Source organism: Plantibacter flavus, from assembly GCF_051487245.1.
Lineage (GTDB): Bacteria > Actinomycetota > Actinomycetes > Actinomycetales > Microbacteriaceae > Plantibacter > Plantibacter flavus_B.
Genome location: NZ_JAHVDH010000002.1, coordinates 92008 through 106538, shown reverse-complemented (window position 1 = coordinate 106538; position 14531 = coordinate 92008). Strand labels below are relative to the sequence as shown.

Here is a 14531-nt window from a genome sequence, read left to right as displayed (position 1 = left end):
CCGCGTCAGCGAGACGTCAGAGCTGCTTGCGCATCTGGACGGCCATCGTCTCGTAGCCGAGCGACTCGTAGAGTCCGCGGGCGACCCGGTTGAACCCGAAGACGTTCAGACCGAGCGTCTTCGCTCCCTGCTCCTTCGCCGCGCCCTCGGCGAGCTCCATCGCGCGCCGCCCGAGGCCACGACCACGGAACGCCTCGTCGATCTCCACGTCCCAGATCCACCATTCGTCAGGGAGCACGGTGCTGCGCGGGCCGATCCAGAGCACGCCGACCGCCGCATCGTCGAGGCGCACCTCGAACACGAGGTGCCCGACCTGGAGGCGTCCGGCCGGGAAGGTGTCGGCGAGGGACTGAGCGGCCTTCGCGGTCGCCTCCACCTCCGACTCCCCCGCCTCGATGCGCTCCAGTCGGTACTGTGCGTTCGCCGCCAGCATCCATCCTCGGAGTCGATCGGCGGGCATGCGGACGAGCGTGGTGTTCATGAGGACATCCTCGCAGAACGGCGCTCGGGCGCCCGCTCAGCCGTCTCGGGAATACAACCGAACCGGAATGAGCTGGACTCCGAAGGACACACGATTGGGATCCGCCCGTCGTTCTCCGGAGAATCGAGACATGCCGAGCACTTCCCCCACCCAGTCGACCGACAGCACGACCGCAGCGACCGCCGCTCACGAGGCGTGGCGCGCGGACCGGCGCCGTTCGCTCACGGGGCCGACGGGCAACCTCGCGCTCGTCGAGACCCGCTGGCTCCCCGAGGAGACTCCGGAGACGATCGATGCCAGGGCGACCGCCATCGCAGCCGAGCAACCGTCCGGGGTCACGGTCACGACACTCGGCCGCACGCATCTCGACACCGGCGCGGCCGAGGTCGGCATCCGTCGGTGGGACGCCCACTCCCCCGCGATCCGAGCGTTCGACGCGGTGCCGACCTTCCCCTACGACCCGGCCTGGGTGATCACGGCGCAGTTCACACCGATCGACGGCGCACGGACGGTGCCGTTCGAACACATCCGCGACAACGGCGGCTCGCGTGACCTCGTCGTCCCCGGCGACATCAGCTTCACCCACGACGGCGTCGACCACACCATGAGCGCCTTCGACGACGGCGGCACCCTGCTCCTCGTCTTCGGCGACGCGACGAACGGTCGAGACGACGAGACGGGCACGTACGGCGCCGGACGCTTCCTGTTCGTGCAGCGCGCGGACGAGGGCGGTTTCGGAACGGCGGGTGAGGTCGTCCTCGACTTCAACCGTGCGTTCGTTCCGCCGTGCGGTTTCTCGGTGCAGTACAACTGCCCGATGCCGCCCGCGCAGAACCGGTTCCCGGGCGACGTCCGAGCCGGCGAACGCCTCGTCCGCTTCCAGGGCGACTTCGACATCTACGCGCTCTGACACCACCGTACGCAGACGCGACCGCGCTCCGGCGCGGTCACCCCCTCCCACACAGCACCCACCCAGCACAGGAGTATCCGTGAAGAGAACCACCGGGCTCATCGCCCTCTCGGTCGCCACCGCCGTCGCCCTCGCGGGCTGCGCCGGCGGCGGCAGCAGCCAGACCACCGGCGACGACGCGACCATCGCCATCGGCTCGCTATACGAGCCGCAGAACCTCAGCAACACCGGCGGCGGTGGCCAGGGCGTCACCGAGGCACTCACCGGCAACGTCTACGAGGGGCTCTACCGGCTCACCGACGACGGCGAGGTCGAACCCGTGCTCGCCGCCGACAGCTCGGTGAGCGACGACGGTCTCACCTACACCTTCACGTTGCAGGACGGGGTGACCTTCCACTCCGGTGACCCGCTCACCTCGGCCGACGTGAAGTCGAGCATCGAGGCCGTCACCGCCGAGGACTCCCAGTCGGCGCGGAAGAGCAGCTTCGCAGTGATCTCGGACATCCAGACGCCCGACGACCAGACCGTCGTCATCACCCTGTCGGAGCGCTCGATCTCGTTCATCTACAACCTCAGCTACGTGTGGATCGTGAACGACGCTGCGACCGACCTCAAGACGAGCGAGGACGGCACCGGTCCGTACACGCTCGGTGAATGGAAGCGCGGGAGCACGCTCAGCCTCGAGCGCTGGGACGACTACTGGGGTGACGCCGCGAAGAACGCCGAAGTCGTCTTCACCTACTTCACCGACGCGACCGCACTGAGCAACGCCCTCGTGACGAAGCAGATCGACATCATCACGAGCGTCCAGAGCCCCGACCAGCTGAGCCAGTTCACCGACAACGACGACTACGTCGTCTCCGACGGCGACTCGACGACGAAGGAACTGCTCGCATTCAACGACCGCGTCGCACCCTTCGACCAGGCGCCCGTGCGCAAGGCCGTGTACTCCGCGATCGACACGCAGAAGCTGCTCTCATCGATCTGGGGCGACTACGGCACCCTCATCGGCTCGATGGTCCCGCCCACGGATCCCTGGTACGAGGACCTCACCCAGGTGAACCCCTACGACCCGGAGCTCGCCAAGCAGCAGCTCGCGGACGCCGGTTACGCCGACGGCTTCACCTTCACGCTCGACACCCCGAGCTACGACCCGCACCCCGCCGTGGCCGAGTTCCTGCAGAGCGAACTCGCGAAGGTCGGCATCACCGTCGAGATCAACACGATCAGCGCCGACGAGTGGTACTCGAAGGTCTTCAAGGAGCGCGACTTCCAGGCCACCCTCCAGGAGCATGTGAACGACCGCGACGTCGTCTGGTACGGCAACCCCGACTTCTACTGGGGCTACGACAACCCCGAGGTGACGCAGTGGGTCTCGGAGGCCGAGCAGGCCACGACCACCGAGGAGCAGACCGCGAAGCTGAAGCTGGTCAACGAGCAGATCGCCGAGGACGCCGCGAGCGTCTGGCTGTACCTGTACCCGCAGATCGTCGTCGCCGCATCCGACGTGACGGGCTACGGCGTCAACGGCCTGAACTCGCAGTTCTTCGTGGCGGACATCGTCCGCTCCTGATCCATCGCGTCGCCCGTCACCGGCTCCACCGGTGGCGGGCGATGCGCGTTACGGTGAAACCCGACATGCTCTCCTACCTCCTGCGCCGATCAGCCTTCCTCATCGTGTCGTTCCTCGTCGCGATGACGGTGCTGTTCGTGCTGCTCCGTCTCCTCCCCGGCGATCCGTCGAACGCGTTGCTCAGTGTGAACGCGACCCAGGAGCAGATCGACGCGGCGCGCGAGCAGGTCGGTGCGGACCGGCCGCTCGGCGAGCAGTTCGCCGCCTGGTTCGGAGGCGTCCTCACCCTCGACCTCGGGTCCTCGTTCGTCAGCTCGCTCCCCGTCGGACCGGAGATCGCCGCGCGGTTGCAGGTGACCGTTCCGCTCACGCTGCTGGCCTTCCTCCTGGCGCTCGTGCTCGCGCTCGTCGCCGGGGTCGTCTCCGCCCTGCGTGCGGACCGCTGGTACGGCATCGCGCTGTCCGGACTCTCGCAACTCGGCATCGCCGTCCCCGTGTTCTGGGTCGGCATCCTCCTCGTGAGCGTGTTCGCCGTCACCCTCAGGCTCTTCCCCTCCGGAGGTTTCCCGAGAGACGACTGGGACGACCCCGTGGCCGCCCTCACGAGCCTCGCCCTGCCGGTCATCACGATCGCCATCGTCATGAGCGCCTCGATCACCAGATACGTGCGGTCGGCGACGCTCGACGTGCTCGGCAGTGACTATCTGCGGTCCGCCCGCGCGCACGGGGCCGGGTTCGGCGAGGCGCTGCTCCGGCACGGTGCCCGCAACGCCGCCGTGCCCGTCGTGGCGATCCTCGGCATCGAACTGGCCACCACGTTCCTCGGTGCAGTCGTCGTCGAGAGCGTCTTCAGCCTGCCCGGGCTCGGCTCAATGCTCCTGACGGCGATCCAACAGCACGACTACCCGAACATCCAGGGCATCCTGCTCGTCTCCACCCTCGTCGTCCTGCTCACGGGTTTCGTCGCCGACATCGTCCAGCGGATCATCGACCCGCGTCTGCGCACCTCGATCTCGGGGAACGGACTCCGATGAGCGCCGTCGACACGCTCACCGCTCCGGCGGGTACCCCGCCTCGCCGGGGTGGACGGCCGCGCTCCGTCACCCTGACGGTCGGTCTGGTGCTCGTCGGCGCCATCGTGCTCCTCGCCGCGGTCTCGTTCCTCTGGCTGCCGTACCAGCCGTCCGACACCTCGGGTGGACGACTCGAGGGACCGAGCGGCGCGCACTGGCTCGGCACCGACAAGCTCGGACGTGACCTCATGACGCAGCTCATGATCGGTGCACGGATCGCGCTCGCGACCGGTGCCGGCGCGGTGCTCGTCGGCGCCGTGATCGGGATCCTGCTCGGATTGGCAGCCGCGTTCGCCGCTCCCTGGCTCGACGACACGATCTCTGCGGCTCTCGACGTCGTGATCGCGTTCCCCGTCCTGCTCCTCGCGATGCTGATCGTCGCGGCGCAGGGGGCGTCGCTCGGCACCGCCATCCTCGCGATCGGACTCGCCATGTCTGCGATCGTCGCGCGGCTCACCCGGATCCTCGCGAAGCGCGTGCTCGGCGAGCAGTACATCGTGGCCGCGCGCACGTCCGGAACGAGCTGGCCCGGGATCATCCGGCAGCACCTCCTGCCGAACATCTGGCCGACGCTGAGCGTCAACCTCGCCCTGCAGTTCGGCATCGCCGTCCTCGCCGAAGCGAGTCTCTCGTACCTCGGCCTGGGCGCACCACCGCCGAACGCCTCGTGGGGACGACTGCTCCAGGAGGCTCAGGCCACGGTCACGACGGCGCCCGTCGGCGCCATCGCGCCCGGAGTGGCCGTCGTCATGCTGGTCGTCGGGGTCAACTTCATCGCCGACGGCCTGCGAGACCTGGCAGACCCGACCCGCAGGAGGGGCGCATGACCACCCTGTTGACCATCGACGGACTGACCGTCTCCCGCACGGGCGACCGCCGAGGAGCGACGTCCACCGCCCGACCGCTCGTGTCGGCTCTCGACCTCCACCTCGACGCCGGCGCGCGCCTCGGACTCATCGGTGGCTCCGGGTCCGGCAAATCGCTCACGTCGCTCGCGGTCCTCGGCCTCCTGCCCGAGCAGCTCACCGCCACCGGCAGTGTCCGTCTCCAGGGCACCGAGGTGGTGGGCGCCACCGACCGCGCACTCCGTCCGCTGCGCGGCGCGGTGGCTGGCCTCGTCTTCCAGGAACCACTGACGGCGCTCGATCCACTCATGCGCGTCGGCACCCAGCTCGCGGAACCGCTGCGCCGGCACCGAGGGCTCCGCGGCGAACCGCTTCGTGCGGCCGTCACCGAGGCCCTCGTCGAGGTGGCCTTGACCGACACGACACGGATCGCGGCCGCCTACCCGCATGAGCTGTCCGGTGGACAGCGGCAGCGTGTCGCGATCGCGATCGCCCTGACCGGTCGTCCGCAGCTGCTGATCGCCGACGAACCGACCACCGCGCTCGACGTCACCGTCCAGGCCGAGGTGCTCACCCTCCTCGACCGTCTGGTCGCCGAACGGGACATGGCTCTGCTGTTCATCAGCCACGACCTCGCCGTCGTATCGCGCATGGTCGACGAGGTGATCGTGCTGAGCGAGGGCCGGGCGGTAGAGCGGGGCCCCGTCCAGCGGGTGCTGTCCGACCCCGTCCACGACGACACCCGTCGGCTCGTCGCGAGCGCGCGCGCCATCGACGACGCCCTGGAGGATCCCCGATGACCGACCCACAGCCACTCGGCGCGCCGGACTCCGGCTCAGTCCCGATCCTCGAGCTCGAGGACGTCGGCTTCCGATACCGCAGCGGCACGGCGGCGCTCGAGGGCGTCTCGCTCACGATCAGGACAGGCGAAGCGGTCGGGATCGTCGGTGAGTCCGGGGCGGGCAAGAGCACCCTGCTCCGCCTGCTCCTCGGGCTCGACCGACCGACGATCGGCGCCGTCCGCTTCGACGGCAGTCCGCTCGACGGTCGCGACCGTCGACGTGTCCGACGCTTCCGCGCCTCGGTGCAGGCGGTGTTCCAAGACCCCTACTCCTCGCTCGACCCGCGGCAGCGCATCGATCGCATCGTCGGCGAGCCACTGCGGTCCCTGGGACTCGAGGACGCCTCCGGTGCGGCGCGGCGGGCGACGGCCGCCCTCGAAGCCGTCGGCCTGCCGCAGGACGCGGGCCGACGGTACCCCCACGAGTTCTCCGGCGGTCAACGCCAACGGATCGCCATCGCGCGGGCCATCGTCTCGAACCCGAGGCTCCTCCTCGCCGACGAACCGGTCAGCGCGCTCGACATGACGACCAGGATCCAGGTCATCGACCTCCTGGCGGAACTCCGCGAACAGTACGGCCTCGCACTCGTCCTCGTCTCCCACGACCTCGGCACGGTCGCAGCGCTGTGCGAACGAACGCTCGTACTGCAGGGAGGCAGGGTCGTCGAAGCCGGCGACACCGCCCAGATCCTGCATGATCCGCGTGAGCCGTACACCCGCCGGTTGATCTCCTCGATCCCTCGACTGCCGCGCTGAACGGGTCCGAGCCGGAATACCGACCAGGGCCCTCGCGTTAGGCTCCGAGTGGCCCCGGCCGCTTTCACACCACCACAGGAACAGGATCCGTGCCAGACGATCATCAGCATGCAGACGACCACGACGACGACCACTGGCTGAGTGACGAGGAACGCGCCGCCCTCAGCACACCACTGCCGGAACGGGCGGTGGTGACGGCCCTCGCCTTCACCGGCCTCGTGGCCGCGTTCATGATGACGCTGGTCACACCGCTCGTCCCCTCGCTGCCGAGGATCCTCGACGTCCACGCATCGGACAGCATGTGGGTGGTCACCGCGACCCTGCTCGCGGCAGCCGTCGCCACCCCGATCGCCGGTCGGCTCGGCGACCTCTACGGGAAACGGCGGATGGTGCTCGTCCTGCTCGGCATCATGATGGCGGGCTCGGTCCTCGCCGCGTTCTCCTCCACGATCGTCCCGCTCATCATCGCCCGCGCTCTGCAGGGCATGGCGATGGGCGTCATCCCACTCGGGATCAGCATCCTGCGCGACGTCCTGCACGCGAAGCGCCTCGGCCCGGCCGTCGCCCTCGTGAGCGCGACGCTCGGCATCGGCGGCGCAGTGGGACTCCCCGTCTCCGCCGTCATCTCGCAGTACCTCGACTGGCACGTCCTGTTCTGGGTCGCCGGCGTGCTCGGGCTCATCGGCTTCATCCTCGTCGCCCGGTACGTGCCCGTCAGCACACTGCGGAGCGAAGGCGGCTTCGACTGGATCGGCGCGATCGGCCTCGCCGCCGGTCTCATCCCGATCCTGCTCGCGATCTCGAAGGGCAACGAATGGGGCTGGACCAGTCCTGCCGCGCTCGGGAGCCTCATCGGCGGGGTCCTCGTGCTCGCGCTCTGGGGTTGGTACGAGCTGCGCGTCTCCAGCCCGCTCGTCGACCTCCGCATCGCCGCCAAGCGGACCGTCCTCTTCACGAACCTCGCCTCCATCACCGTGGGTTTCGCCTTCTTCGGCAGCACCGTTGTGCTCCCCGGCATCCTCGAAGCGCCGACGGGGACCGGCGTCGGCCTCGGCCAGAGCATGCTCATCGCGAGCCTCTGCCTCATGCCGAGCGGCCTGATCATGTGGGCGATGTCGCCTGTCGCGGCGCGACTGACAGCCGCCAAAGGTGCCAGGCTCAGCCTGCTCATCGGCATTGCGATCATCGCCGTCGGCTACGTCGTGTCGATCGGACTCATGACCGAGGTCTGGCACACGGTCCTCACCGCGACAGCGGTCGGCTTCGGCGTCGGATTCGCCTACGCGGCGATGCCGACGCTCATCATGGGCGCCGTGCCCCCGAACGAGACGGCGGCCTCCAACGGGCTGAACTCGGTGATGCGGACCCTCGGCTCGACCATCGCGAGTGCCGTGATCGGAGCGATCCTCGCAGCCCAGGTGGTCACCGTCGGCGACGTCACCACGCCGAGCTCCGAGGCGTTCCGTCTGAGCTTCGCGATCTGCGCAGCGGCAGCGGTGATCGGCCTCATCCTGACCATCCTCCTGCCGAAGCACCTCGCGGGTGACAGCCGTTCGAGCCTGCACGAGCGTTGACCCGGTCCCGAACCGGGCTCCTTCCCGGCCATCCACCTGCGATGGCCTGATGGAGTCGGGTATCAGGACGTCAGCTCGTTCATCGCAGCCTTCCGACGCGTCACGAACACGACCCCCGGCGCCGTTCTGCGGGCGCTCGAGAGCTGACGGGCGAGACCGGCGCTGACGCGGCCGTGGCACCCTCAGCCGACGATGCCGAGCGCGAACGGCAGCACCGGACCGGCACCGCTCCGGCGGAGCACCCGTCCAGCCACGGTGAGTGTCCAGCGACTGTCCGCGCGGTCGTCGACGAGGAGGATCGGCCCACCCGCGTGCTCGGCGAGTCGTGCCGCGAGCTCCTCGCCGACCGAGAACGCGTCCCACACGCCTGCCAGGCGGTAGGCGCTGTTGCCGCCCGGGCCGCCACGCGGTCCATCGCCCACGAGATCGAGCTCGCCGAGGTACGGCAGGCGGCCGAGGGCGGCGATCCCGCGCGCCACGGAGTCGACCAGCAGGGGTCTGGACCTCGACGGCACACTGACGACGGCGACCGGCCGCTCAGCCCAGTCCCAGTCGGCGAGCACACGGACACTCGCGTCGATGACCGCGCGGGAGGCCGGTGCGTCCGCCGCCCCCGAGGCGAACAGCTCGCGGAGCACCCCGCCCCAGCCGAGATCCGTGAGTCGTGCGAGCGCGCGCCCGGACTCGAGGCGTTCCGTGGGGGCGATCCGGCCCTTGACCGGGACGCCGTCGACGGCGACGCCGAGTCGATCGGCACCGGTCGGCCATTGCGCACGTGGCTCGAGTTCGACGCCGACCCGGCCGAGCGCCTCGGAGGCCGACGCGGCCGCTGCCGTGTCGAGGGTGGTCGGGAACCATGCGCCGGCACAGCGGTCGCAGCGACCGCACGGCACCGCACTCGTGTCGTCCAGGTCGCGCTGGAGCACGAGCATCCGACACTCCTCGCCCCGCTCGTAGGAGAGCATCGCCTGTTGTTCGGCGACTCGGGCCTCGGCGATGCGCCGATACCGCTCGCGGTCGTAGGTCCACGGCTGCCCTGTCGACACCCAGCCGGACGCCACGCGCCTGACTGCGCCGTCGACGTCGAGCACCTTCAGCAGGAGTTCGAGCGGGGTGCGCCGAAGGTTGACGAGGGCTTCGAGCGCCGGTGTCGAGCGCGGGCGGTCGTCGAGTGCGTCGAGGACCGCCCGCGCTCTGGCCTCGTCGGGCATCGATGCCGTGGCGAAGTACTGCCAGATCTCCTCGTCCTCGGTACCCGGCAGCAGGAGCACGTCGGCGTGCTCCGTCGCGCGGCCTGCACGGCCGACCTGCTGGTAGTAGGCCACCGGTGACGATGGAGCGCCGAGGTGCACCACGAAACCGAGGTCCGGCTTGTCGAAGCCCATCCCGAGCGCGCTCGTGGCGACGAGCGCCTTGAGCCGGTTCTCCTTCAGCAGGCGTTCCGACTCCTCGCGTTCGTCGGGGTCGGTGCGCCCCGTGTACGCGCGCACCTCGTGACCCGCTTCCCGGAGCAGCCTGGCCGTATCCTCCGCCGCCGACACCGTGAGTGTGTAGATGATGCCGGAGCCCGTGAGCCCACCGAGGTGGCTGAGGAGCCACGTGAGCCGGTCGCGGGACTCCGGCAGGCGGAGCACGCCGAGTCGGAGCGAGGCCCGGGCGAGTGAACCACGGATGGTGAGCACCGCTCCACCTGCTGCCTCGGCAGAGGGCGTCGTCAGCTGTTCGGCGATGTCGTGGACGACGCGGGCATTCGCCGTGGCCGTCGTCGCGAGCACCGGCACCTCGCTCGGCAACCGACCGATGAGTTCCGACAGACGACGGTAGTCGGGCCGGAAGTCGTGGCCCCAGTCGGAGATGCAGTGCGCTTCGTCGATGACGAGCATGCCCGTCCGCGCGACGAGCGTCGGCAGCTGTTCGTCGCGGAAGCGCGGGTTGTTGAGTCGTTCCGGTGAGACGAGCAGGACATCGACCTCATCGGCCTCGAGCTGCGTGCGGACATCGTCCCACTCGTGCGCGTTCGCCGAGTTGATCGCGACGGCTCGGACCCCGGCCCGGGCTGCCGCCGCGACCTGGTCGCGCATGAGGGCGAGGAGCGGCGACACGAGCAGCGTCGGTCCGGCACCGCGGCGACGCAACAGCGCAGTGGCTATGAAGTACACGGCCGACTTTCCCCAACCGGTGCGCTGCACGACGAGCGTGCGCCGGTGTTCGTCGACGAGGGCGAGGATCGCCTCCAGCTGTCCGTCGTGGAACCGGGCGTCGGGAACACCCGTGAGCGCGGCGAGCGCCGCTGTGGCCTCGGCGACCGAGTCGCCCGCCGGTGTGGGCTCGGGTGCGCGGGAGATGGCTGTGCTGTCGGACATGCCGCCAGTCTGCCAGCCGCCGCTGACCCTCGCGCCCGGTGGAGGGTGCCTGGGGAGGGTCGGGTCGGTCGTCGGCCTGTGGAGCGTGGTCAGTCGCCGTCGGCCGCTGCGACGAGTTCGGCGATGACGAGTTTGGTCTGGCCCATCATGCAGCGCATGGCGCGTGCTGCTCGTTCCGGATCCGGGTCGTTCTGGAGCTCCATGAGGATGCCCGGCACGATCTGCCAGGAGAGGCCCCAGCGGTCCTTCAGCCAGCCGCACTGGCTGGGGCTGCCGCCGTCGGCGATGAGGGCGTCCCAGAGCCGGTCGATCTCGTCCTGGGTGTCGGCGCGGACGGAGAACGAGAAGGCCTCGGTGAAGGAGAAGACGGGACCGGCGTTCATGGCGTTGACGGGGAGGCCGTCGATCTCGAAGGCCACGACCATCGCTTGGCCTGCCGGCATGGGTCCGCCTTCGGGATAGCGGTTCACGGAGGTGATGCGGGAGTTCGGGAAGAGGGAGACGTAGAACTCGGCGGCCTCCTCCGCTTGGGAGTCGTACCAGAGGAAGGGGGTGACGCGATGTTCCATGGTGGGGTGCTCCTTGGTGGGACGGGTCGGTGGTGGGTGGTCAGGCGGTCTTCTTGGTCTTCCGGGTGCCTGTCTTCGTGGCGGTGGCCTTCGAGGTGGAGGGCTTCCCTGCCCCGCCGTCGGGGGCGCCGGCGCGTTTCGTGCCGCGCTGGCGTTCGATGCTGCGTTGCAGCACCTCCATGAGGTCGATCGGTTCGGCTGATGCGCCGTCCGTGGTCTCGGGTTGTTCACCGAAGGTCGCCGCGGTGTCGAGGGCGTCGCCCTGTTCGAGCTTCGCCTCGATGAGTTTCCGCAGTTGAGCCTGGTACTCGTCGACGAAGACGTCCGGTCGGAACCGCGACGAGAAGGACTCGACGAGGGCCTCGGACATCTCGAGCTCCTTGGCGGAGATCCTGATGTGCTCTTCGAGTGCTGGGAACCGGACCTCTCGGACCTCGTCCTCCCAGAGCAGCGATTGGAGCACGATGACGTCCTCCCGCACGCGCAGGGCGCCGAGCCGGGTCTTCTGGCGCAGGGCGAAACGGACGATGGCCGTGCGGTCGGTCTCCTCGAGGGTCCGTCTGAGGAGGACGTAGGCCTTCGACGAGGCCGAGTCCGGCTCGAGGTAGTAGCTGCGCTCGAACATGATGGGGTCGAGGTCGTCGCTCGGCACGAACTCCACGACCTCGATCTCGCGACTGCGCTCCTCGGGGAGCGATGCCAGGTCGTCGGCGGTGAGGACGACGGTCTGTTCGCCGTCCTGGTAGGCCTTGTCGATGTGGTCGTAGCTGACGATCGCCCCGCAGACCTCGCACTTGCGCTGGTAGCGGATCCGGCCGCCGTCCGCATCGTGCACCTGGTGGAGGGAGAGGTCGTGGTCCTCGGTGGCGCTGTACACCTTGACCGGCACGTTCACGAGACCGAACGTGACCGCACCTTTCCAGATCGCGCGCATGACGCCTCCTGCCGGTGACCGGGCTGTGATCGCCGCGGACGTGCCGTGGCTCGTGGACCAGTAGACACCCGGACCGCCGTCAAGGGCTAGCCCTTGACGACGGTGGACGGCAGGCTGGCCCCATGGCGACGGTGGGTGGCGGCGGGCGGGAGTCGCAGTGGGTCGAGGTCGACGGTCATCGTCTCCAGCTCACGCATCTCGACAAGGTGCTCTATCCCGAGACAGCCACCACGAAGGCCGAGGTCCTCGCCTACTACGCGGGAGTCGCCGAGCATCTGCTCCCCCATGTGGCCGACCGGCCGGCGACGAGGAAGCGGTGGGTGCACGGCGTCGGTACGGCGGAGCGTCCGGAGAGCGGCTTCTTCCAGAAGGACCTCGGCGCCTCGGCGCCGTCGTGGGTGCGTCGGCGTCCCATCGAGCACAGCGACCACACGAACGAGTACCCGCTCATCGACGACCTGGCGACCCTCACCTGGTTGGCGCAGCTCGGGGCGCTCGAGATCCATGTGCCGCAGTGGCGGTTCGACCGCTCCGGTGGTCGGCGCCCGCCTGATCGACTCGTGCTCGACCTCGACCCAGGGCCTGGGGCGACGTTGGCGGAGTGTGCCGTGGCGGCCCGGCTGGCGCGGGCGGTGCTCGAGGACATGGGGCTGCAGCCGGTGCCTGTGACGAGCGGGAGCAAGGGCATCCACCTCTACGCGGCGCTCGACGGCCGACAGTCGGCGGAAGAGGTCTCCCTCGTCGCCCACGAACTCGCCCGTGCCCTCGAGGCCGACCACCCCGCGCTCATCGTCAGCGCCATGGCCAAGGAGCGACGCACCGGCCGGGTGTTCGTCGACTGGAGCCAGAACAACGGCGCGAAGACGACCATCGCCCCGTACTCGTTGCGCGGCCGGCTGCGGCCGACCGTTGCGGCGCCGCGTCGATGGGAGGAACTCGACGACCCGTCCCTGGCGCAGCTGGAGCTCCACGAGGTGCTGTCCCGACTCGCGACGGATGCCCGACCCGACCCGATGGACGTCCTCGGTGATCCTCGCCCGTCGATCACGATCCGTCCCTCGGAACACGAGGATCGGCTCGCCGAGTACCGGCGGAAGCGCGACGCCGGGCGCACTCCGGAGCCGGTGCCGAGCGGTGCTCCGACGGTCCGACCGGTCGGCAGCGCCCCGGCGTTCGTGATCCAACGGCACGACGCGCGCAAGCTGCACCACGACTTCCGACTCGAGCACGATGGGGTGCTGGTGTCCTGGGCTCTGCCGAAGGGCGTCCCTGCGGACTCCGACACCAACCATCTCGCCGTCCGAACGGAGGACCACCCGCTGGAGTACGGGAGCTTCGAGGGGGTGATCCCCGCCGGGGAGTACGGCGCGGGCGAGGTCACCATCTGGGACGCCGGCACCTACGAGGTCGAGAAGTGGCGCGACGACGAGGTCATCGCGACCCTGCACGGCGAGGCGGGAGGCCGACTCGGCGGTTCGGTGCGCTTCGCCCTCATCCGGACCTCGGGCGGTGGCGGCCAGGACGCGCCGTCGTGGCTCATCCACCGCATGCGCGCGCCCGGTGAGACCGCACCGCAGCGCGCACGGACCGACGACGGACCGCCGGCGCCGATGCTCGCGAGCCCCGGGACTCCCGGCGACGCGGTCGACGACGGGACCTGGGCGTTCGAACTGAAGTGGGACGGCATCCGGGCGATCTCCAACGTCGACGGGGCGACCGGTCGGGTCCGGCTCACGAGCCGCAACGGCAAGGACCTCACCTCGGGCTACCCGGAGGTCGTGGAGGGACTCCGCCGCGCGCTCGACGGACACTCGGCGGTCCTCGACGGCGAGATCGTCGCGCTCGACGCCGACGGCCGCCCGGACTTCTCGCTGCTGCAGCGCCGCATGCAGCTCGTCACCGAGCGCGATGTCGACCGTGAGCGCCGACGCACACCCGTCCGCCTGCTGCTCTTCGACGTGCTCGCCCTCGATGCCAGTGACCTCACCCAGCGGACATACCGTGAGCGGCGCGAGGTGCTGGAGCAGAACGTCGACACCGACGAGGTGGTGCAGGTGCCGCCGACGATCGACGGCACCCTCGCTGACGCGCTCGAGGTGAGTCGGGGGCTTCGTCTCGAAGGCGTCGTCGCCAAGGAACTCGCCGGTCGCTACCGTGCGGGACGCCGCAGCAGCACCTGGGTGAAGTTCAAACACGAACGCATGCAGGAGGTCGTCATCGGTGGCTGGCGCCCGGGCAGGGGTGGACGGGCCGGCGGGATCGGATCCCTCCTCCTCGGGGTGCCCGCTGCAGACGGCGCTCTGCACTACGTCGGCCGGGTCGGCAGCGGCTTCACCGATCGGGTCCTCGCCGAGACCATGCGTCGATTCGACGGACTCGGTCGGCCGGACACGCCGCTCGTGGGTGTCCCCGCACCGGACGCCGCCGACGCCCACTGGGTCGAACCGCGCCTCATCGGCGAGGTCCGCTTCACGGAGTGGACCCCGGAGGGCAGACTCCGTCACCCCGTGTGGCGCGGGTGGCGTCCGGAACTCACCGTCGAGGGGCTCGATGCCCCGCGACGGGAACGCGGCCCCGGCGACTGATCCTCAGGGCGACGCCTCGGCGGAGCG

12 protein-coding genes are annotated in these 14531 nt (G+C 69.8%); 8 read left to right on the top strand and 4 right to left on the bottom strand.

The annotated features are described in order from the left end of the window. Window positions 1-16: 16 nt before the first annotated feature. The gene (locus KXS11_RS04340) at window positions 17-481 is read right to left on the bottom strand and encodes a GNAT family N-acetyltransferase (RefSeq protein ID WP_437384232.1); all 465 of its coding nucleotides are present in this window, start codon (window positions 479-481) and stop codon (window positions 17-19) included. A gap of 130 nt (window positions 482-611) precedes the next feature. Between KXS11_RS04340 and KXS11_RS04335 the strand changes: the two genes are divergently transcribed. From KXS11_RS04335 to KXS11_RS04305, 7 genes are all read left to right on the top strand, one after another. Continuing rightward, window positions 612-1391, top strand: coding sequence for a DUF1684 domain-containing protein (locus KXS11_RS04335; protein ID WP_437384231.1), 780 nt, complete (start codon window positions 612-614; stop codon window positions 1389-1391). A 79-nt stretch (window positions 1392-1470) separates the two neighbouring features. Continuing rightward, window positions 1471-2964: an ABC transporter substrate-binding protein gene (locus tag KXS11_RS04330; RefSeq protein WP_437384230.1), complete on the top strand. Its 1494-nt coding sequence runs from the start codon at window positions 1471-1473 to the stop codon at window positions 2962-2964. Window positions 2965-3029: 65 nt separating this feature from the next. Next, window positions 3030-3998: an ABC transporter permease gene (locus KXS11_RS04325; protein WP_437384229.1), complete on the top strand. Its 969-nt coding sequence runs from the start codon at window positions 3030-3032 to the stop codon at window positions 3996-3998. After that, window positions 3995-4864 (top strand): ABC transporter permease, encoded by an 870-nt coding sequence (locus KXS11_RS04320; protein WP_437384228.1) that lies wholly within the window; start codon window positions 3995-3997, stop codon window positions 4862-4864. The genes KXS11_RS04325 and KXS11_RS04320 overlap by 4 nt, the downstream gene beginning before the upstream one ends. Further along, window positions 4861-5682, top strand: a complete 822-nt coding sequence (locus KXS11_RS04315) for an ATP-binding cassette domain-containing protein (RefSeq protein ID WP_437384227.1) — start codon at window positions 4861-4863, stop codon at window positions 5680-5682. The genes KXS11_RS04320 and KXS11_RS04315 overlap by 4 nt, the downstream gene beginning before the upstream one ends. After that, entirely contained in the window at window positions 5679-6479 is an 801-nt protein-coding gene (locus KXS11_RS04310) for an ABC transporter ATP-binding protein (RefSeq protein WP_437384226.1), read from the top strand. The genes KXS11_RS04315 and KXS11_RS04310 overlap by 4 nt, the downstream gene beginning before the upstream one ends. A gap of 89 nt (window positions 6480-6568) precedes the next feature. Further along, window positions 6569-8053 carry an MFS transporter gene (locus KXS11_RS04305; protein WP_437384225.1) on the top strand — a complete coding sequence of 495 codons (1485 nt, stop codon included), beginning with the start codon at window positions 6569-6571 and terminating at the stop codon, window positions 8051-8053. 182 nt (window positions 8054-8235) lie between these two features. Here the strand turns inward: KXS11_RS04305 and KXS11_RS04300 are convergent, their stop codons facing one another. The 3 genes from KXS11_RS04300 to KXS11_RS04290 all read right to left on the bottom strand — a co-directional run bounded on the left by KXS11_RS04300 (window position 8236) and on the right by KXS11_RS04290 (window position 11919). Continuing rightward, window positions 8236-10416: a RecQ family ATP-dependent DNA helicase gene (locus KXS11_RS04300; RefSeq protein ID WP_437384224.1), complete on the bottom strand. Its 2181-nt coding sequence runs from the start codon at window positions 10414-10416 to the stop codon at window positions 8236-8238. Window positions 10417-10505: 89 nt separating this feature from the next. Beyond that, complete coding sequence (locus tag KXS11_RS04295; protein ID WP_437384223.1) at window positions 10506-10985, bottom strand: VOC family protein; 480 nt, start codon at window positions 10983-10985, stop codon at window positions 10506-10508. Between the two features lie 40 nt (window positions 10986-11025). Further along, window positions 11026-11919, bottom strand: coding sequence for a Ku protein (locus KXS11_RS04290; protein WP_437384222.1), 894 nt, complete (start codon window positions 11917-11919; stop codon window positions 11026-11028). A 122-nt stretch (window positions 11920-12041) separates the two neighbouring features. On the opposite strand from KXS11_RS04290, the gene KXS11_RS04285 reads away from it, so the two are divergent. After that, window positions 12042-14504, top strand: coding sequence for an ATP-dependent DNA ligase (locus tag KXS11_RS04285; RefSeq protein WP_437384221.1), 2463 nt, complete (start codon window positions 12042-12044; stop codon window positions 14502-14504). The last annotated feature ends 27 nt before the right edge of the window (window positions 14505-14531 follow it).